This window comes from Micromonospora sp. NPDC051196, assembly GCF_040682415.1.
GTDB lineage: Bacteria > Actinomycetota > Actinomycetes > Mycobacteriales > Micromonosporaceae > Micromonospora.
Map to the genome: position 1 here is coordinate 1,054,899 of NZ_JBFBAY010000001.1, position 18,568 is coordinate 1,073,466.

At 71.1% G+C, this 18,568-nt stretch carries 16 protein-coding genes; 8 read left to right on the top strand and 8 right to left on the bottom strand.

What is annotated here, in order from left to right:
- Positions 1–18: 18 nt before the first annotated feature.
- The gene (gene lexA / locus AB0M35_RS04845) at positions 19–798 is read right to left on the bottom strand and encodes a transcriptional repressor LexA (protein WP_363741424.1); all 780 of its coding nucleotides are present in this window, start codon (positions 796–798) and stop codon (positions 19–21) included.
- Between the two features lie 565 nt (positions 799–1,363).
- On the opposite strand from lexA, the gene nrdR reads away from it, so the two are divergent.
- Entirely contained in the window at positions 1,364–1,864 is a 501-nt protein-coding gene (nrdR, locus tag AB0M35_RS04850; protein ID WP_363741426.1) for a transcriptional regulator NrdR, read from the top strand.
- A gap of 63 nt (positions 1,865–1,927) precedes the next feature.
- A complete protein-coding gene (locus AB0M35_RS04855; RefSeq protein WP_363741428.1) occupies positions 1,928–4,807 on the top strand; it encodes a vitamin B12-dependent ribonucleotide reductase in 2,880 nt (959 codons plus the stop codon).
- 209 nt (positions 4,808–5,016) lie between these two features.
- Here AB0M35_RS04855 and AB0M35_RS04860 read toward each other — a convergent pair whose 3' ends face one another.
- Positions 5,017–6,195, bottom strand: coding sequence for a DUF6596 domain-containing protein (locus AB0M35_RS04860; RefSeq protein WP_363741952.1), 1,179 nt, complete (start codon positions 6,193–6,195; stop codon positions 5,017–5,019).
- A 149-nt stretch (positions 6,196–6,344) separates the two neighbouring features.
- Positions 6,345–6,686 (bottom strand): YciI family protein, encoded by a 342-nt coding sequence (locus AB0M35_RS04865; RefSeq protein ID WP_363741430.1) that lies wholly within the window; start codon positions 6,684–6,686, stop codon positions 6,345–6,347.
- 172 nt (positions 6,687–6,858) lie between these two features.
- Here AB0M35_RS04865 and AB0M35_RS04870 point away from each other — a divergent pair, with 172 nt between their 5' ends.
- Positions 6,859–7,098, top strand: coding sequence for a DUF5522 domain-containing protein (locus AB0M35_RS04870; protein WP_363741433.1), 240 nt, complete (start codon positions 6,859–6,861; stop codon positions 7,096–7,098).
- Between the two features lie 8 nt (positions 7,099–7,106).
- On the opposite strand, the gene AB0M35_RS04875 is transcribed toward AB0M35_RS04870, so the two are convergent.
- On the bottom strand, positions 7,107–7,796 hold the full coding sequence (locus AB0M35_RS04875) for a metal-dependent transcriptional regulator (protein ID WP_363741436.1): 690 nt from the start codon (positions 7,794–7,796) through the stop codon (positions 7,107–7,109).
- Between the two features lie 100 nt (positions 7,797–7,896).
- Here AB0M35_RS04875 and AB0M35_RS04880 point away from each other — a divergent pair, with 100 nt between their 5' ends.
- The 3 genes from AB0M35_RS04880 to AB0M35_RS04890 are packed head-to-tail and all read left to right on the top strand — an operon-like array spanning position 7,897 to position 12,568.
- Positions 7,897–8,754 (top strand): sulfurtransferase, encoded by an 858-nt coding sequence (locus AB0M35_RS04880; protein WP_363741438.1) that lies wholly within the window; start codon positions 7,897–7,899, stop codon positions 8,752–8,754.
- Positions 8,755–8,805: 51 nt separating this feature from the next.
- Positions 8,806–9,987 (top strand): acetoin utilization protein AcuC, encoded by a 1,182-nt coding sequence (locus AB0M35_RS04885; protein WP_363741441.1) that lies wholly within the window; start codon positions 8,806–8,808, stop codon positions 9,985–9,987.
- Positions 9,988–10,012: 25 nt separating this feature from the next.
- Entirely contained in the window at positions 10,013–12,568 is a 2,556-nt protein-coding gene (locus tag AB0M35_RS04890) for a GNAT family N-acetyltransferase (RefSeq protein ID WP_363741444.1), read from the top strand.
- A 9-nt stretch (positions 12,569–12,577) separates the two neighbouring features.
- On the opposite strand, the gene AB0M35_RS04895 is transcribed toward AB0M35_RS04890, so the two are convergent.
- Together AB0M35_RS04895 and sigB are read right to left on the bottom strand one after the other, a co-directional pair.
- Positions 12,578–12,985: a VOC family protein gene (locus tag AB0M35_RS04895; protein WP_363741447.1), complete on the bottom strand. Its 408-nt coding sequence runs from the start codon at positions 12,983–12,985 to the stop codon at positions 12,578–12,580.
- Between the two features lie 165 nt (positions 12,986–13,150).
- Positions 13,151–14,158, bottom strand: coding sequence for an RNA polymerase sigma factor SigB (gene sigB, locus AB0M35_RS04900; RefSeq protein ID WP_363741449.1), 1,008 nt, complete (start codon positions 14,156–14,158; stop codon positions 13,151–13,153).
- Positions 14,159–14,400: 242 nt separating this feature from the next.
- On the opposite strand from sigB, the gene AB0M35_RS04905 reads away from it, so the two are divergent.
- Positions 14,401–15,189 carry a sporulation protein gene (locus tag AB0M35_RS04905; protein ID WP_363741955.1) on the top strand — a complete coding sequence of 263 codons (789 nt, stop codon included), beginning with the start codon at positions 14,401–14,403 and terminating at the stop codon, positions 15,187–15,189.
- A gap of 46 nt (positions 15,190–15,235) precedes the next feature.
- On the opposite strand, the gene dtd is transcribed toward AB0M35_RS04905, so the two are convergent.
- Positions 15,236–15,658, bottom strand: a complete 423-nt coding sequence (gene dtd, locus AB0M35_RS04910) for a D-aminoacyl-tRNA deacylase (RefSeq protein WP_363741450.1) — start codon at positions 15,656–15,658, stop codon at positions 15,236–15,238.
- Positions 15,658–17,142: a methyltransferase gene (locus tag AB0M35_RS04915; protein ID WP_363741453.1), complete on the bottom strand. Its 1,485-nt coding sequence runs from the start codon at positions 17,140–17,142 to the stop codon at positions 15,658–15,660. The genes dtd and AB0M35_RS04915 overlap by 1 nt, the downstream gene beginning before the upstream one ends.
- A 179-nt stretch (positions 17,143–17,321) precedes the next feature.
- Between AB0M35_RS04915 and AB0M35_RS04920 the strand changes: the two genes are divergently transcribed.
- Positions 17,322–18,542, top strand: a complete 1,221-nt coding sequence (locus tag AB0M35_RS04920; protein ID WP_363741455.1) for a S8 family peptidase — start codon at positions 17,322–17,324, stop codon at positions 18,540–18,542.
- Positions 18,543–18,568 lie beyond the last annotated feature (26 nt).

Sequence of the window (18,568 nt, forward strand, 5' to 3'; positions counted from 1 at the left end):
ACCGGTCGGTGTCCAGGGTCAGATCCGCCGTAGTACGGCGACCACCCGGCCCATGATGGTGGCGTCGTCGCCGGGAATGGGGTCGAATGCCGGGTTCTGCGGCATCAGCCAGACATGGCCGTCGCGCCGTCGGTAGGTCTTCACCGTCGCCTCGCCGTCGAGCATGGCGGCGACGATCTCTCCGGAGTCGGCGGTGGGCTGCTGCCGAACCACCACCCAGTCGCCGTCGCAGATGGCAGCGTCGAGCATCGAGTCGCCCTTGACCTGGAGCATGAAGACCTCGCCCTCGCCGACAAGTTCGCGGGGCAGCGGAAAGACGTCCTCCATCGACTGCTCGGCGAGGATCGGCCCACCGGCGGCGATACGGCCGAGCATCGGTACGTACGCCGGGGTGGGACGCTGCGAGCGCGTCAGTTCGTCGTCGATGTCGTTGGGCGGGCGGACGTCGACCGCGCGCGGCCGGTTGGGGTCACGCCGCAGGAAACCCTTCTTCTCCAGCTCCTTGAGCTGGTAGGCGACGCTGGACGGGGAGACCAGTCCGACGGCCTCGCCGATCTCGCGCACGCTCGGCGGGTAGCCGTGCCGTTCCACCCAGGTGCGGATGAAATCCAGGATGCGCCGCTGCCGGGCGGTGAGGTCGGCGGTCGCCGGGTCCGGAAAGGCGTTGGTCACCGGGGTTACCGGGCGCACGGCGGGCTGCGCGGCCCGGGCGCGGGTCACGCTGCGGCGTCGGGTGGGCGGCGGCCCCGCCTCGCTGCTCTGCGGGCTGTGTGGCCGGTTGGCCCGGTCCTGGGTCACGTCCGTCCTCCCTGGTCGGCGCTAGGTGCCTCGGCGGCTCGTGGTGCGTACGGTGGTCTGCCGGACAGCAGGTCGACCATGGTCACCTCCGGCTGTTCACGACCGTATAGGTGAGATCGGTCATTTTCAAACATCTGTACGAGGTTTCTCCGCGTGTCGGCACGCAGAACGATGACAGTCGTACGCCTGTTCTGGTAAATGGTACGTCTACTCGAACGGATGTTCGATCCGATGCGTTTTCCGGAGATCCGATCCGGTCCGGCGGTAACCGGCGTCACCCCGGTGCGTTGGGCTCTCGGGTTGCGTCGGAGTCGCCGGTCGGGTGGGCTGTCAGGTGACGCGCCGGACACGCCGGTCAACTTGACCGCGGTTCGCCAGCGGCCTAGGTTCAACCCCTAGATGTAGTAGTCACACGGGCGTAACTCGCCTACAGGTTGGGTTCGACTACGGACCGCACTCCCGTACAGTCAGGTCGGCGGCCATCCCCTGAAGGATGGTTCGTCGCGCTGAATCGTGCCCGGAGGCGGCCGTAGGCGTGCCCGTGGTCGATTGAGGAGGTCGGGCGATGCGGTGTCCGTACTGCCGGCATGCCGACTCCCGGGTGGTCGACTCGCGGGAGGCCGACGACGGCCAGCTGATCCGTCGCCGGCGCTCCTGCCCGGAGTGCGGCAAGCGGTTCACCACGGTCGAGGAGGCGGTGCTTGCGGTCGTCAAGCGCAGCGGGGTGACCGAGCCGTTCAGCCGTACGAAGATCATCGGCGGGGTGCGCAAGGCGTGCCAGGGCCGGCCGGTCGACGAGGACTCGATCGCGCTGCTGGCGCAGCGGGTCGAGGAGACCATCCGGGCCAAGGGGGCCGCCGAGATCCCTAGCCACGAGGTGGGGCTGGCCATCCTGGGTCCCCTGCGGGACCTGGACGAGGTCGCCTACCTGCGGTTCGCCAGCGTCTACCGGTCGTTCGACTCGCTCGCCGATTTCGAGCGGGAGATCGAGACGCTGCGGGCAGCCGCGCGTGCCCGGCAGGACGCGCAGGCCGAGACGGCCGCCGCCGCCGGCCCCGCGCAGTGAACTTTCTTCAGTGGTAGTGACAGTCGGATCGCGCGGTGCCGCGCGGACGAGGGGGCGGATGAGATGCCGGGGGATGGCGTGACAACAAGCAGGACACGAAGCAAGGCCGGCGCGGGTCTGAAGGTCGAGCGGGTCTGGACCACCGAGGGCGTCCACCCGTACGACGAGGTCGCCTGGGAGCGGCGCGACGTCGTGATGACCAACTGGCGGGACGGCTCGATCAACTTCGAGCAGCGTGGGGTGGAGTTCCCGGAGAGCTGGAGCGTCAACGCGGCCAACATCGTGACCACCAAGTACTTCCGGGGCGCGGTGGGCACCCCGGAGCGGGAGTGGTCGCTGCGGCAGCTGATCGACCGGGTGGTCACCACCTACCGCACCGCCGGTGAGGAGTACGGCTACTTCGCCTCCCCGGCCGACGCCGAGGTCTTCGCCCACGAGCTGACCTGGATGCTGATGCACCAGGTGTTCAGCTTCAACTCGCCGGTCTGGTTCAACGTCGGCACGCCCTCGCCTCAGCAGGTCAGCGCGTGCTTCATCCTGGCCGTCGACGACTCGATGGACTCCATCCTCGACTGGTACAAGGAGGAGGGGCTCATCTTCAAGGGTGGCTCCGGCTCCGGGGTGAACCTCTCCCGGATCCGCTCCTCCCGGGAGCTGCTCTCCTCCGGAGGCACCGCCTCCGGCCCGGTCAGCTTCATGCGCGGCGCCGACGCCAGCGCCGGCACCATCAAGTCCGGCGGCGCCACCCGGCGCGCCGCCAAGATGGTCATTCTCGACGTCGATCACCCCGACATCGAGGAGTTCGTGATCACCAAGGCGCGCGAGGAGGACAAGATCCGCGCGCTGCGCGACGCCGGGTTCGACATGGACCTGGGCGGCGCCGACATCGTCAGCGTGCAGTACCAGAACGCCAACAACTCGGTACGGGTCTCCGACGAGTTCATGACCGCGGTCGAGAACGGCAGCGGCTTCGACCTGCGTGGTCGGCTCGACGGGCAGACCATCGAGACCATCGACGCGAAGAAGTTGTTCCGCACCATCTCCCAGGCCGCCTGGGAGTGCGCCGACCCCGGCCTGCAGTACGACGACACCATCAACGACTGGCACACCTGCCCGGAGACCGGCCGGATCACCGCGTCGAACCCGTGCTCGGAGTACCTGCACCTGGACAACTCCTCGTGCAACCTGGCCTCGCTGAACCTGATGAAGTTCCTCCGCGCCGACGGTGGTTTCGAGGTGGAGAAGTTCGTCAAGTCGGTCGAGTTCGTCATCACCGCGATGGACATCTCGATCTGCTTCGCCGACTTCCCGACGGAGAAGATCGGCGAGACCACCCGGGCGTACCGGCAGCTCGGCATCGGGTACGCCAACCTCGGTGCCCTGCTGATGGCCTCCGGCCTGCCGTACGACTCGGACCAGGGGCGCTCCCTGTCCGCCGCGATCACCTCGCTGATGACCGGCACGGCGTACCGCCGTTCGGCCGAGCTGGCCGGCATCGTCGGCGCGTACGACGGCTATGCCCGCAACGCCGAGCCGCACAAGCGGGTGATGCGCAAGCACGCCGCCGCCAACGACGAGATCAAGCCCACCGGGACCGTGGCCACCGCGGTGGTCCGCGAGGCCACCAGGCAGTGGACCCAGGGCAACAAGATCGGCGACAAGAACGGCTGGCGTAACTCGCAGGCCAGCGTGCTCGCGCCGACCGGCACCATCGGCCTGATGATGGACTGCGACACCACCGGCGTCGAGCCGGACCTGGCGCTGGTCAAGTTCAAGAAGCTGGTCGGCGGCGGCTCGATGCAGATCGTCAACCAGACCGTGCCGCGCGCCCTGCGCAGCCTCGGCTACCCGGAGGAGCAGGTCGAGGCGATCGTCGAGCACATCGCCGACCACGGCCACGTGGTGGACGCCCCCGGCCTCAAGCCGGAGCACTACCCGGTCTTCGACTGCGCCATGGGCGAGCGGTCCATCGCCCCGATGGGTCACGTGCGGATGATGGCGGCGGTGCAGCCGTTCATCTCCGGTGCCATCTCCAAGACGGTGAACATGCCGGAGCAGGCCACCGTGGAGGACGTCGAGAAGATCTACTTCGAGGGCTGGAAGCTCGGCCTCAAGGCGCTGGCGATCTACCGGGACAACTGCAAGGTCGGCCAGCCGCTGTCGGCGGCCAAGCCCAACAAGACCGCTGAGCCGGCCGCGTCCGCCGCCGTCGAGCCGGTGGTGGAGAAGGTCGTGGAGTACCGCCCGGTACGCAAGCGGCTGCCGAAGAAGCGCCCGTCGGAGACCATCTCCTTCTCGGTCGGTGGCGCCGAGGGCTACCTCACCGCCTCTTCCTACCCGGACGACGGCCTCGGTGAGGTCTTCCTCAAGATGTCCAAGCAGGGCTCCACCCTGGCCGGTGTGATGGACGCCTTCTCGGTGGCCATCTCCATCGGCCTGCAGTACGGCGTTCCGCTGGAGACGTACGTCAGCAAGTTCACCAACATGCGTTTCGAGCCGGCCGGTATGACCGACGACCCGGACGTGCGGATGGCCGCCTCGGTGATGGACTACATCTTCCGTCGCCTGGCGCTGGACTTCCTGCCGTACGATCGCCGCGCCGAGCTGGGCATCTTCACCGCCAAGGAGCGGGCCGCCCAGCTGGCGGCCGAGGCCGAGGCGGAGGCGAACGGCACGGACCTGACCGCGATGGCCTCCTCGGCGCCAGTGGAGACCAAGCCGGAGGAGCCGAAGGTCGGCCCGGTCGCCCAGCCGGCCAAGGAACTCGCCGACGTCGCCGCGGTCAAGCCGGCGCCGGCGGTCGGTTCCAGCACCGAGCTGCTGGAGGCCGTGATCGGCAAGGCCGCCGACGCACCGCTCTGCTTCACCTGCGGTACGAAGATGCGCCCCGCCGGCAGCTGCTACGTCTGCGAAGGCTGCGGCTCCACCAGCGGCTGCAGCTGACCCACTCCTGCCCAAACACCGACCGCCCGGCCCCACACCACGGGGCCGGGCGGTCGCGCTTCCCCGCGCTTCCCCGCGCCGATCTTGCACTTTCCGTCGGGATGAAAGGTGCAAACGTGTCATTCCAGCGACCAGAAGTGCAAGATCGACGAGGGCGGCCGAGGGCGGGGCGCGGCGGGGCGGCGGGGCGGCGAGGGTGGCAGGGTGGGTCAGTGGGGGAGGGTGTTTAGGCGGGTGGTGAGGTGGGCGTGTTCGGTGTCGTTGTCTACCAGGGCCAGGGCGGTGCGGTAGGAGTCGGCGGCTTCGGTGGGGCGGTTGAGGCGGCGGAGCAGGTCGGCGCGGATCGCCGGCAGATAGTGGTAGCTGGCCAGGCGGGGGTCCTGGGCCAGGGCGTCGACCTCGGCGAGTGCAGCGCCCGGTCCATCCACCATGGACACTGCTACGGCTCGGTTCAGGGCGACCACCGGCGACGGCCAGCAGGCCAGCAATGCGTCGTAGAGCCGGACGATCTGCGGCCAGTCGGTCGCTGCGTAACTGGGCGCGTGGGCGTGCAACGAGGCGATGGCGGCCTGCAGCGCGTACCGGCCGGCCCGTCCGGTGCGCAGGGCGTCGACCACCAGCCGATGGCCCTCGCCGATGGCGGTCCGGTCCCAGCGGGATCGGTCCTGGTCCTCCAGCCGCAGCAGTCGGCCCTGATCGTCGGTGCGGGTGGCCCGGCGGGCGTCGGTGAGCAGCAGCAGGGCGAGCAGCCCGCTCACCTCGGGCTCGTCGGGCATCAGCTCCCGCAGCATCCGGGCCAGGTGCAGCGCCCGGTCCACCAGGTCGACGCGGACCAGGTCACCGCCGGTCGGCGCGGTGTGCCCGGTGGTGAACAGCAGATGTACGACGGTGAGTACCGTGTCCAGGCGCTCGGGCAGCTCGGCGGAATCCGGCACCCGGTACGGGATCCGCGCTGCCGAGATCTTCTTCTTGGCCCGGGTGAGCCGGGCTGCCATGGTCGGCTCGGAGAGCAGGAATGCTCGGGCGATGTCCGCGGTGCTCACCCCGCAGACCAGGCGTAGCGTGAGCGCCACCTGCGCCTCCCGGGCGAGCGCCGGATGGCAGCAGGTGAAGACCAGGCGCAGTCGATCGTCGGGTACGCCAACCTCGTCGGGACCGTCCAGCTCGACCGTGTCCGGTTCCACGAGCAGGGGAAGCTTCGTGTGGAACACCTGCCGGCGGCGCAGCACGTCGAGGGCCTTGCGGCGGGCGATGGCGGTGAGCCAGGCGCCGGGTCTGTCCGGTACGCCGTCCCGGGCCCAGGCACCCAGCGCCGCGACGTACGCCTCCTGCACGCACTCCTCGGCGAGGTCGAGGTCACCGGCGGCGCGCGCGGTCGCGGCGAGCACGAACGCCCACTCCCGGCGATGCGCGTCGACCAGCGCCCGCTCCGCCGCGACAACATGCCCCTCCGCCCCCGCCGGATCGGGCCTGCCCGCCGGACCGGCCGCGCCACCTGCTTCGGCGTCATCGGACATGGCAGCCTCGTCGCTGGCGATCACTCGGTCGGCGGTACGAACAGCGGCCGGACCTCCACCCCGCCGTGGATGGTGGCCGGATTCAGCTTGGCGATCTTGACCGCGGTGTCCAGGTCAGGCGCCTCCAGCACGAAGAACCCGGCGACGACCTCCTTGGCCTCGATGAACGGGCCGTCGGTGACGAGGTCGCCGCGTACCGCGGCGGCGGTGGTGCTCGGTTGCAGCGCAAAGCCGGTGGCGATCCGTCCGCCCAGCTCGGTCACCTTCGCCGGATACTGTTCGAGCAACGCGACGTAGTCGGGCGTGAGCTCCATCGGGTCGGCCGGCGCCGGCGAGTAGATCAGCACTGCGTACTGGGGCATGGGACCTCCTTGGATCGCTGTTCATCCTCTGCGCAACCGGCGCGGGAGGCCAGCGCGAATCGGTCCGGATGGGGAGACTTCTCCACCGATCCGCCTACGCGCTCAGCTCGACAGGGCGGCCACGGTACTGGTCAGCGCATCTGGTGCCGGTGCGACTGCCTAGACTGCCGCGATGAGCGGAGAACGACGGCCCTTGGCGGGACGGCCGCTGACCGAACCGCATCCGTCCCGGCTGCCGCCCGAGCATCCGGACCGGGATCGGATCCTGGCCGCGCACGCCGTCGCACTGTCCGCCGGGGACGCCGGTTACCTCGACCCGGCCACCGGACTCTTCGTGCTCACCGCCGGCTATCTCGCCCGTCGCGGCACCTGTTGCGGCCGGGGCTGCCGACACTGCCCCTACGTGACCTGAGGCCAGCCTCAGGCGGCGGCGACGAACACCCGGGAGGCCACCTCGCGGGGCAGCCGGACACTCTCCCCGGAACGATCGATGGACACGCCGTCGCGTTCCTGGGCCACGGTGACGGTGGCGCCCGGGTCGACGCCGGCGGCGTGCAACTGCCGGAGGACTTCCGCGTCGGTCTGCACGCTCTCGCAGATCCGCCGGACGATTACCTTGCCGGTCAGGCCCGGGAAGGCCAGGTTGCGCTCGCCGTCGATCGGCTCCGGCTCGGTCTCGCCGGGTGAGCCGAGGTCCTCCAGACCCGGGATGGGGTTGCCGTACGGCGACCGCGTCGGCCGGTTGAGCAGGTCATAGACCCGCTTCTCGACCGCGTCGCTCATCACGTGCTCCCAGCGGCAGGCTTCCTCGTGGGCCTCCTCGTAGGGCATCCCGATGATGTTGACCAGCAGCAGCTCGGCGAGCCGGTGCTTGCGCATCACCGAGACGGCGGTGCTGCGGCCGAGCGTGGTGAGGGTGAGATGGCGGTCGCCCTCGACGGTGAGCAGGCCGTCGCGCTCCATCCGGGCGACGGTCTGGCTGACGGTGGGGCCGCTCTGGCGCAGCCGTTCGGCGATCCGGGCGCGTAGCGGCGGCACACCTTCCTCCTCGAGTTCGAGGATCGTGCGCAGGTACATTTCGGTCGTATCGACCAGGTCGTGAGACTTCATGGTTTCAGCGGCCCTCCAATGATCGATGCTACCCTGCCGCGCCTGTCACGACCGTCGTCGAATCGCTGCCGTGGTTCACCAATGGTGTTGACTGAACGGCATGTCCGGTACCGATGATCTTCTGGTGGAGGCGGAGCGACTCGCCCCCGAACTCGACGCGGCCGACCCGCCGACCCTGCTCGACGTCCGCTGGCGGCTGACCGGCCCGCCGGGCCGTGCCGACTACGCGGCGGGGCATCTGCCGAGCGCGGTCTTCGTCGATCTGGACACCGCACTGTGCGGCCCGCCCGGCCCGGCCGGTCGCCACCCGCTGCCCGACCCGGCCGGCTTGCAGGCCGCGCTGCGGGCCGCCGGGGTACGCGCCGGTCATCCCGTGGTGGTGTACGACGGCGGCGACGGCATGTCCGCGGCCCGCGCCTGGTGGACGCTGCGGTGGGCCGGACACCGCCCGGTACGCGTACTGCACGGTGGCTTCCCGGCCTGGCTGGCCGCCGGCCTGCCGGTCAGCACCGACGAGCCGCACCCGGCGGCGGGCGACGTGACCGTTGCACCGGGCGCCCTGCCGGTGCTCGACGCGGCGGGCGCCGCCCGGCTGGCCTCGGCCGACGACGGCGTCCTGCTCGACGTCCGTGCCGCGCCCCGCTACCGGGGCGAGCACGAGCCGATCGATCCGGTCGCGGGGCATGTTCCCGGCGCGGTCAACCTGCCGGCGCCCGAGTACGTCGCCGACGGCCGGTTCTCCTCCGGAGAGGCCCTACGGGACCGGTTCGCCGCCGCCGGGGTGACCGCCGGTGCGCCGGTCGGGGCGTACTGCGGCTCCGGGGTGACCGCCGCGCAGGCGGTGCTGGCGCTGCACCTCGCCGGCCGACCGGACGCCGCGCTCTACGTCGGCTCCTGGAGCAACTGGGTCGCCGACCCGGCCCGGCCGGTCGCCGTCTGCCCGCCGACCGCCACCTGACCGGCCCGGCCGCCACCTGCCGCTCGGCTGGGCGCGTGCGACCATGGGCAGATGTCCGAAGACACGGTGGTGGTGTGGGACGAGTCGCTGCTCGCCTACGACCTCGGTGACCACCCGCTCGACCCGGTGCGGGTGGAGTTGACCATCGCCCTCGCTCGGGAACTGGGCGTGCTGCAACGACCCGGGGTGCGGCTGGTCCGGCCGTGGCCCGCCGACGACGCGCTGCTCAGCCGGGTGCACGACCCGCGCTACCTGGACGCGGTCCGGATGGCGCCACGCGAGCCGTTCTTTGCCGGCTTCGGCCTGGGTACTTCGGACAATCCGGTTTTCGACCGAATGCACGAGTCCAGCGCGTTGATCGCTGGCGCAACGGTGGCCGCCGCCGAGGCGGTGTGGTGGGGGCGGGCCCGACGTGCGGTCAACGTGGCCGGTGGCCTGCATCACGCCATGGCCGACCGTGCGGCCGGGTTCTGCGTCTACAACGACCCGGCGGTGGCCATCGCCCGGCTGCTCGACCTCGGCGCGGAGCGGATCGCGTACGTCGACGTCGACGTGCACCACGGCGACGGGGTGCAGCAGATCTTCTGGGACGACCCGAGAGTGCTGACCATCAGCCTGCACGAGACCCCCCTCGCGCTGTTCCCCGGCACCGGCTTCCCCGACGAGACCGGTGGTCCGGGCGCCGAGGGCACTGCGGTCAACATCCCGCTGCCGCCCGGTGTCGAGGACTCCGGCTGGCAGCGCGCCTTCCATGCGATCGTGCCGTCGGTGCTGCGTGCGTTCCGTCCGCAGTTGCTGTTCACCCAGTGCGGCGCGGACGCCCACCGCAGCGACCCCCTCGCCGATCTGCATCTTTCCGTCGACGGGCAGCGGGCCACCTATCTGGCGTTGCGGGCACTCGCCGACGAACTCTGCGACGGTCGGTGGGTGGCCACCGGCGGCGGCGGGTACGCCCTGGTCGAGGTGGTGCCCCGGGCCTGGACGCACCTGCTGGCGGTGGCCACCGGTGCGCCGCTGGATCCGGCCACACTGACGCCGCAGGCCTGGCGGGCGTTGGCCGCCCAGCGCCGTCCCGGCTTCGACGTGCCGCTGCGGATGACCGACGACATCGACCCGGGGTACGAGCCGTGGCAGCCCACCGGCGAGCCGAATCCGGTGGACCGGGCGATAGCGGCGACCCGCAAGGCGGTCTTCCCGCTGCTCGGTCTCGATCCACACGATCCGCGCGACTGAGCCGGCCGGGGGAGGGCCGCCCGAGGTGACCACATCCGAACATGCCATCGACGTGCTGCTCAGCGATGGCCGAACGGTCCAGTTGCGACCGATCCAGCCGTCGGACGCCCCGGCGATCGTCGCCATGCACTCCCGGTTCTCCGAGCGCACCCGCTACCTGCGCTACTTCTCGCCGTACCCGCGCATTCCGGAGCGGGACCTGCAACGGTTCGTCAACGTCGACCACGTCGACCGGGAGGCGTTCGTGGTGCTGGCCGGCGAGCGGATCGTCGCGGTCGGCCGTTACGAGCGGCTCGGCCCCGCCGCCCCGGATGCCGAGGTCGCCTTCGTGGTGGAGGACGCCTACCAGGGGCGGGGGATCGGCTCGGTGCTGTTGGAGCACCTGGCCGACGCCGCCCGTAGGGCCGGCATCGTCAACTTCGTCGCCGAGGTGCTGCCGGCCAACGGCGCCATGTTGCGGGTCTTCGCCGACTTCGGCTACCAGTTGCAACGGCAGTTCGCCGACGGCGTGGTGCACCTGACCTTCCCGATCGCCCCCACCGAGGCCACCCTGGAGGTGCAGCGCGGCAGGGAGCAGCGGACCGAGGCACGGTCCATCGCCCGGCTGCTCGCGCCGCGCGGCGTCGCCGTCTACGGTGCCAGCGCCACCGGTCAGGGCGTCGGCGCGGCCGTGCTCGGGCACCTGCGCGACGGCGGCTTCACCGGCTCGGTGGTGCCGGTGCACCCCACCGCGATCCGCGTCGCCGGGCTGCCCGCGTACCCGTCGGCGGCCGACGCGGGGCTCCCGGTCGACCTGGCGGTGGTGGCGGTACCACCGGATTCCGCGCCCGAGGTGGTCGCGGACGCGGCCTCCGCCGGCGTGCACGGCCTGGTTGTCATCTCCGCCGGTTTCGCCGAGTCCGGTGTCGAGGGCGCCGCCGCGCAGCGCGCCCTGGTCCGCGCGGCCCACGCCGCGGGCATGCGGGTGATCGGCCCGAACTGCCTGGGGGTGGCGAACACCGACCCGACCGTACGCCTCAACGCCACCCTCGCCCCGCGCCTGCCGGTGCCCGGTCGGGTCGGCATCTTCAGTCAGTCGGGCGCCTTCGGGGTGGCGCTGCTGGCCGAGGCGGATCGGCGCGGTCTGGGCCTGTCCAGCTTCGTCTCGGCCGGCAACCGGGCCGACGTCTCCGGCAACGACCTGTTGCAGTACTGGCAGGACGACCCGGCCACCGACGTGATCATGTTGTATCTGGAGACCTTCGGCAACCCGCGCAAGTTCGCCCGGCTGGCCCGACGCATCGGCCGGGACAAGCCGGTGGTGGCGTTGGCCTCCCCGGCGCGCCCACCCGGGGTGGGTGACTCCGTCGGCCCGGACGCGGCGGCGGTGAGCGCCCTGTTCGCGCAGTCCGGGGTGATCCGGGTGGACACCGTCGCCGAGCTGCTCGACGTCGGGGTGCTGCTGGCCAACCAGCCGCTGCCCGCCGGTGACCGGGTCGGCATCGTCGGTAACTCCTCGGCGCTGACCGGGCTGGCGGCGACCGCCTGCGCGGCCGGCGGGCTGACCGTCGCGGTGGGCTATCCCCGCGACGTCGGACCGCAGGCCAGCGCGATCGAGTTCGCCGAGGCGCTGGCCACCGCCGCCGAAGACGAGGGAGTCGACGCGTTGGTGGCGCTCTTCGCGCCGCCGCTGCCCGGCCAGATCACCGGCACCGAGGCGGACTTCGCGGCCGCCCTGCCCGCGGCGTTGACCGCCGCCAAGCCTGCGGTGGCGACCTTCCTGGTCGGCCGGGCGCCGGCCGGAGTGCCGTCGTACCCGAGTGTGGAGGAGGCCGTTCGCGCGCTCGCCCGGGTCACCGCGTACGCCGACTGGCTGCGTCGCCCGCCCGGGACGCTGCCCGAGCTGCCCGATGTCGACCCGCTCGCGGCGCAGGCCGCGTTGCGGGGCGACGGGGCCGACAGCGGGGCGTTGCTCGCCGCGTACGGCATCGACGTGGTCCAGTCGCTGCCGGTCGGCTCGGCCGACGAGGCCGTCGCGGCGGCGACACGCCTCGGTCTCCCGGTGGCGATGAAGGCCGCCGCCGTTGGGCTGCGGCATCGACTCGATCTCGGTGCGGTCCGGCTCGACCTGGCCGACCCCGTCACCGTACGCCGGACGTACGTGGAACTGGCGGCGGCGTTCGGCCCGGACGTGCTGGTGCAGCCGATGGTCCAGCCCGGGGTGGCCTGCGTGGTCGAGTTGGTGGAGGATCCGGCATTCGGTCCGGTCGTCGGCTTCGGGCTCGGTGGGGTGGCCACCGAGTTGCTCGGCGATCGGGCCTGGCGGGCCGTGCCGCTGACCGACCGTGATGCCGCCGAGTTGGTGGACGCGCCGCGCGCCGCACCGCTGCTGCATGGTCACCGGGGGGCCGAACCGGTGGACCGGGCTGCCCTGGCCGACCTGCTGCTGCGGGTCGGCCGGTTGGCTGACGAACAGCCCCGGGTCCGCTCCCTGACCCTGAACCCGGTGCTGGCCCGTCCGGACGGACTGTCGGTGCTGCATGCCAGCGTGCGGGTCGGCTCCGCCGTCGCCCGCCCGGACACCGGTCCCCGCCGGTTGTGAGGCGTCGGCTCAGCCGCGGCTGGAGATTTGCTGCACCGCCCAGGCGTTGCCGTCCGGGTCGGTGAAGAAGACGAAGCCGACATTGTCCAGCGGGTCCGGCATCGGGCGGGGGCTCTCCCCCAGCACCTGGATCTCGCTGACCTCGACGCCTCGTTCCAACAGTTCGGCCCGGGCCTTGTGCAGGTCCGCCACGACGAGTTGGAGGCCCTTCACCGAGCCTGGCGGCATCTGCGGCACCACGCCCTTGCCGATGACGATCGAGCAGCCCGAGCCGGGCGGAGTCAACTGCACGATTCGGGCATCTTCGCTGATCTTGGTGTCGTGGTCGACGTCGAAGCCGACCTGATCGGCGTAGAACGCCTTGGCCCGGTCCACATCCGAAACCGGTACGACCACCACTTCCAGCGTCCAGTTCATGATCGTCCTCCTGAAGTCGCCGCCGGGGGCCGCACACGCAGGCGGTGCGGGCTGTCGGCGCCGCCGGCCGCGCGCACCGTATCAGCGCAGCGGTGGCCACGGACGGCAAGACACAAAAGACAGTCGGCCCCGGCGAACCGCCAGGGCCGACATGGGTGGTACGGATCAGCAGGCGTACGCCTCCAGCCGCTGTGCACGCTCCGGCGCCCGCAGCTTGAGCAGTGTCACCTTCTCGATCTGCCGGATCCGCTCGCGCGACAGGCCGAACTCCCGGCCGACCTCGTCGAGGGTGCGCTGCCGCCCGTCGTCGAGCCCGAACCGCAGCCGGATCACCGCCTGCTCACGCTGGGACAGGGTGGCCAGCACGATGCTCACCTCGTTGCGCAGCTCGCCGTGGGTGGCGTCGTCGTCCACGCCGGCGGACGGGGCGGCGGCGACGAAATCACCGAGGGCGCTCTCGCCGTCCTCGCCGACGGTCTGGTCCAGGCTCACCGGTTCCCGGTCGTACGAGATCAGCTCGATCACCTGGAACTCGGGCACGTCGAGCGCGCGGGCGATCTCGGCGACGGTGGGTTCGCGGCCCAGCGACACCGCCAGTTCGCGGCGGGCCCGGACCATCCGGTTGACCTGCTCGACCATGTGTACCGGGATGCGGATGGTGCGGGCCTGGTCGGCCATGGCGCGGGTGATGGCCTGGCGGATCCACCAGGTGGCGTAGGTGGAGAACTTGTAGCCCTTGGTGTAGTCGAACTTCTCGACGGCGCGGATGAGGCCGAGGTTGCCTTCCTGGATCAGGTCGAGGAAGGCCATGCCACGACCGGTGTACCGCTTCGCGATGCTCACCACCAGCCGGAGGTTGGCCTCCAACAGGTGGTTCTTCGCCGCCTGACCCTCCTGCGCGATCAGCGTCAGGTCGGCCTGCAACTCGGCGGAGACCGGCGTGCAGGTGGTCAGCTTCTCCTCGGCGAACAGCCCGGCCTCGATCCGCTTCGCGAGGTCGACCTCCTGGGCCGCAGTGAGCAGCTTCGTCCGACCGATGCCGTTGAGGTAGGCCCGGACCAGGTCGGTGGAGACGCCGCGTTCGTCCGTGGCGTCCAGGTCGGTGAGGGTGTCGATGCCGGGCTCGGCCTCGATGCCGACGCGCATCCGGTGCTCCATCATCTGCAGGCCCATCTCCGTCTCCCCGTTTCACGTCCGTGCGGTGTTGCGTGGCCAAGTTCTGCCGGTGACACACAGCTTGGCGGTCAGGGCGTAAAACGGGAGTGAGGCGATCAAGAACCTGACAGAGGGTCGCCGTCGGTGCGGTCGATTCACCCGGTTCGGGTTGCCGGATCCGGTTACCGTGCCTGCGGCCGGCCGGCCCGACGAGCGGTCTGCCGGGAATGGACAAGACAGTCAAGCGACGGAGGCAAATGGTGGTCTTCAAGCGGCTCATGCAGGCGATGGGAGTCGGTGGCCCGTCGGTGGAGACGGTGCTGGCGAATCCGAACTGTCGGCCGGGAGGCCAGCTGGACGGCACGATCGTGGTCACCGGGGGAGAACACGCGGTGGACATCTCGTACGTGGCGCTGGGGCTGCAGACCCGGGTCGAGGTGGAGAGCGGTGACAACGAGTACTCGACCAACCAGGAGTTCCATCGGCAGCACGTCACCGGGGCGTTCCGGCTCGAAGCCGGGCAGCGCCACGACATTCCGTTCCGCTTCGACGTGCCCTGGGAAACTCCGATCACCGAGCTGTACGGGCAGCACCTGGCCGGAATGACCATGGGGCTGCGTACCGAACTGGAGGTGGCCCGGGCGGTCGACTCCAGTGACCTGGACGCGGTGACGGTGCACCCGTTGCCGGCCCAGGAACGACTGCTGGAGGCGCTGCTGCGGCTGGGCTTCCGGTTCGCCCGGGCCGATGTGGAACGGGGCCACATCTACGGCGTCCACCAGACGCTGCCGTTCTACCAGGAGATCGAGTTCTATCCGGCTCCGCAGTACGGCGGCGCGATGAAGCAACTCGAGGTCACCTTCATCGCCGATCCTCAGCGGTTGCAGGTGGTGCTGGAGTTGGACAAGCGCGGCGGGCTGCTCACCGAGGGCCGGGACGTCTTCGGCCGGTTCACCGTCGAGTACGCGACGCTCGACCAGACCGACTTGGCCGCCCAGCTCGACGGTTGGCTGCGCCAGTCCCTGCAACGCCGGGGCCTCTTCGGCTAGCCGGCCCCGCCGCCCCCACGGTGCCGGTGGGGGCGGCGAGCGGCCGTCAGAGGTCGAGCAGGATGGTGCGGGGGCCGACGTTGACGCTCTCCACCAGCATGTGCGCCCGGAAGCGGCCGGTGTGGACCTGCGCGCCGCGCTGACGCAGCGCCTCGACCATCGCCTCGACCAGCGGTTCGGCCACCTCGGCGGGTGCCGCCGCCGTCCAGGTGGGGCGGCGGCCCTTGCGGGCGTCGCCGTACAGGGTGAACTGGCTGACCACCAGGATCGGCGCGCCGGTGTCGGCGGCTGATCGTTCCTCGTCGAGGATCCGTAGCTCGTGCACCTTCCGGGCCATCGTCCGGGCGGTCTCGGTGTTGTCGGTGTGGGTCACCCCGAGCAACACCAGCAGCCCGTCGGTGATCGCCCCGACCACCTCACCGTCGACCGTGACGCTGGCCCGCCCGACCGTCTGCACCACCGCGCGCACTACGCCTCCACCGGCTCGACGAAGCCCCGCTCCACCAGGTGCGCCACGATCGGACCGGCGGCCCCGGCCAACTCGTCGACGGTGACGTCGTGCGCGACGGCGAGCAGCGCGAGCTGGTCACGCAGCGGCAGCCGCCCGTCGGCACCGCCGACCAGGGCCAGCACCAGCGGGTCGATCTCCTCGCTCCAGCGCAGCCCGTTCGGCATGGCGAGGACCTGGCGATCCACCCCCCAACCATCATCGCCCATGGTGGCCTCCTGGTGTAGCCGCAGCCCTTCGGCGGCACGGTAGCGGGCGGCCAGCAGCCCGTCGGTGTCCCGCCCACGCAGCCAGTCCTGCCGGTCGAACCAGGTGGCGATGCGGTCACCCATCGGTGCCTGCACCCGCTGGCGTAGATCCTCCACCCGCACCACCGGGTCGTCGTGGCCACCGTGACGCAGCGAGACGATGCCGAAGCCGATCGCCTCCACCTTGTGCGCGTCGAACCAGTCCAACCAGGAGGCCATCCGCTGCGGGTCGGCCGCCTCACCGACGTCGGTCAGCCACAGGTTGACGTACGCCATCGGGTCGGCGACCTCGCGCTGAATGACCCAGGCGTCCAGCCCGGTACCGGCGAACCAACCGGCCACCCGCTCACCCCAGTCCTCGCCGGTCACGTGCACCCAGTTGGCGAGGTACTGCATGGTGCCGCCCTCGGTGAGCAGCGCCGGTGCGGCGGCGGCCAACTCGGCGCCGATCGCGTCGCCGACCCGGCCTGAGTCGCGGTAGACGTGGGTGGTGGTGCCCGGCCCGACCACGAAGGGCGGGTTGCTCACCACCAGGTCGAAGCGGCGGCCCGCCACCGGTGCCACCAGGTCGCCGCGCAGCAGTTCCCAGTCCTGACCGTTGAGGGCCGCGGTGGTGGCGGCGAAACGCAGGGCACGCCGGGAGACGTCGGTGGCGGTGACCTGCCGCGCGTGGGTGCTCAGGTGCAGTGCCTGCACGCCGGACCCGGTGCCCAGGTCGAGCGCGGTGTCCACCGGCCGGCGGACGGCGGCGCCGATCATGGTCTGGGTGGCCCCGCCGATGCCCAGCACGTGTTCGGCGTGCAGGGGACGGCCGGGGCGGGCGCTGGCCGGCACGTCGGCCAGGACCCACCAGTCGTCGTCGTACGGCTCCAGGTCCAGGCCCATCCGCAGCCCGTCGCCGTGCCGCTCGACCAGCCCTGCCGCCAGCGCCTCGGCGATCGACAGCGGCGCCAGCGCCGCCGCCACGGCGGCCTCCGGCTCGGTCTGCTCGCAGATGAACACCCGGATCAGGGTGGCGAGCGGATCCCCGTCGATGGTGGCGCGCAGCGCGGCCCGGAAGTCGTTGCGGGCGACCCCGCTGGTCGCTGTCGAGCCGAGCCGGCCGGCGATGCCGTTGGCGGTGAAGTTGGCGTTGGTCAACGCGGTCCGCAGCGCGTCAACGCCGGCGGGGGAGAGCAGCATGTCGTGTCCGTCCACGCTGTCATCCTGCCTGGTCGCACCCGCCCCGGCCGGTAGCACCCGTGACATCTGAAGTCAATCGATGCACATCTCTGTTATATCCATCGATCTAACGCTAGCATCTCCTGCAACTCAATCCACGGGCGTGTCGTCCGGCCAGGAACCCGGTCGGCTGCCCAGGCAAGGGAGGCAAGACGATGTCCTCAGGGTCCCCCGCGCGGCGCCGCCTCATCCGGGCGTTCGCCGTCGTCGCCACCGCGGCGGCCGTCTCCGCGGCCAGCACCACCGCAGCGGTCGCCGCACCCACCGGCGAGATCCGCGGTGCTGGCGCGTCGAACGCGATCAGTGGAAGCTACCTTGTCGTTCTTCGCTCCGACGCGGTCGGCAGCGCCGGATCGTCGGCCGCCCGTGCCGCCGTCCCGGACCGGGCCAGTGCCCTGGTCAAGCGGTACGGGGGCAACGTCTCCGACGTGTTCAGCGCCGCGTTGACCGGCTTCTCCGCCAAGATGACCGCCGCTCAGGCCGCCCGGCTCGCCGCCAACCCCGCCGTGGCCTACGTGGAGCAGGACCAGAAGATCACGCTGCAGGCGACCCAGACCAACCCGACCTGGGGCCTGGACCGCATCGACCAGCGCAACCGTCCGCTGAGCGGCACCTTCACCTACCCGAACACGGCCACCAACGTGCGGGCGTACATCATCGACACCGGCATCCGGACCACCCACGGTCAGTTCGGTGGCCGGGCCACCTGGGGCACCAACACGGTGGACAGCAACAACACCGACTGCAACGGTCACGGCACCCACGTCGCCGGTACGGTCGGCGGCTCGACCTACGGTGTCGCCAAGGGCGTCCGCCTGGTTGCGGTCAAGGTGCTCAACTGCTCCGGCGGCGGCACCACCACCAGCGTGGTCAACGGCGTGAACTGGGTGACCGCCAACGCGGTGAAGCCGGCCGTGGCCAACATGAGCCTCGGCGGTGGGGTCAGCACCTCCATCGACAACGCCGTGGCCAACTCGATCCGCGCCGGCATCAGCTACGCCGTGGCGGCCGGTAACTCGAACGCCAACGCCTGCAACTACTCGCCGGCCCGTACCTCGACCGCGATCACGGTCGGCTCGACGACCAGCACCGACGCCCGGTCGTCCTTCTCCAACTACGGCTCCTGCGTGCACATCTTCGCGCCGGGTTCGAGCGTGCTGTCCGCGTACCACACCAGCAACACCGCCACCAGCACGCTGAGCGGCACCTCGATGGCCTCGCCGCACGTGGCCGGCGCCGCCGCCCTCGTCCTGTCGGCCAACCCGTCGTGGACGCCGGCGCAGGTCAAGACCTACCTGGTCAACAACGCCACCACCGGCGTGGTGACCAGCCCGGGCACCGGCTCGCCGAACCGCCTGCTGTTCGTGGTCAACTGACCCTGACCTGAAACCGGCCCGGCGGA

What these genes read in the sequence shown, in the direction of transcription:
- nrdR (WP_363741426.1), top strand. Translation starts at nt 1,364, where the DNA reads ATGCGGTGTCCGTACTGCCGGCATGCCGACTCCCGGGTGGTCGACTCG.
- AB0M35_RS04855 (WP_363741428.1), top strand. Translation starts at nt 1,928, where the DNA reads ATGCCGGGGGATGGCGTGACAACAAGCAGGACACGAAGCAAGGCCGGC.
- AB0M35_RS04865 (WP_363741430.1), bottom strand. Translation starts at nt 6,686, where the DNA reads ATGCCCCAGTACGCAGTGCTGATCTACTCGCCGGCGCCGGCCGACCCG.
- AB0M35_RS04870 (WP_363741433.1), top strand. Translation starts at nt 6,859, where the DNA reads ATGAGCGGAGAACGACGGCCCTTGGCGGGACGGCCGCTGACCGAACCG.
- AB0M35_RS04875 (WP_363741436.1), bottom strand. Translation starts at nt 7,796, where the DNA reads ATGAAGTCTCACGACCTGGTCGATACGACCGAAATGTACCTGCGCACG.
- AB0M35_RS04880 (WP_363741438.1), top strand. Translation starts at nt 7,897, where the DNA reads ATGTCCGGTACCGATGATCTTCTGGTGGAGGCGGAGCGACTCGCCCCC.
- AB0M35_RS04885 (WP_363741441.1), top strand. Translation starts at nt 8,806, where the DNA reads ATGTCCGAAGACACGGTGGTGGTGTGGGACGAGTCGCTGCTCGCCTAC.
- AB0M35_RS04895 (WP_363741447.1), bottom strand. Translation starts at nt 12,985, where the DNA reads ATGAACTGGACGCTGGAAGTGGTGGTCGTACCGGTTTCGGATGTGGAC.
- sigB (WP_363741449.1), bottom strand. Translation starts at nt 14,158, where the DNA reads ATGGGCCTGCAGATGATGGAGCACCGGATGCGCGTCGGCATCGAGGCC.
- AB0M35_RS04920 (WP_363741455.1), top strand. Translation starts at nt 17,322, where the DNA reads ATGTCCTCAGGGTCCCCCGCGCGGCGCCGCCTCATCCGGGCGTTCGCC.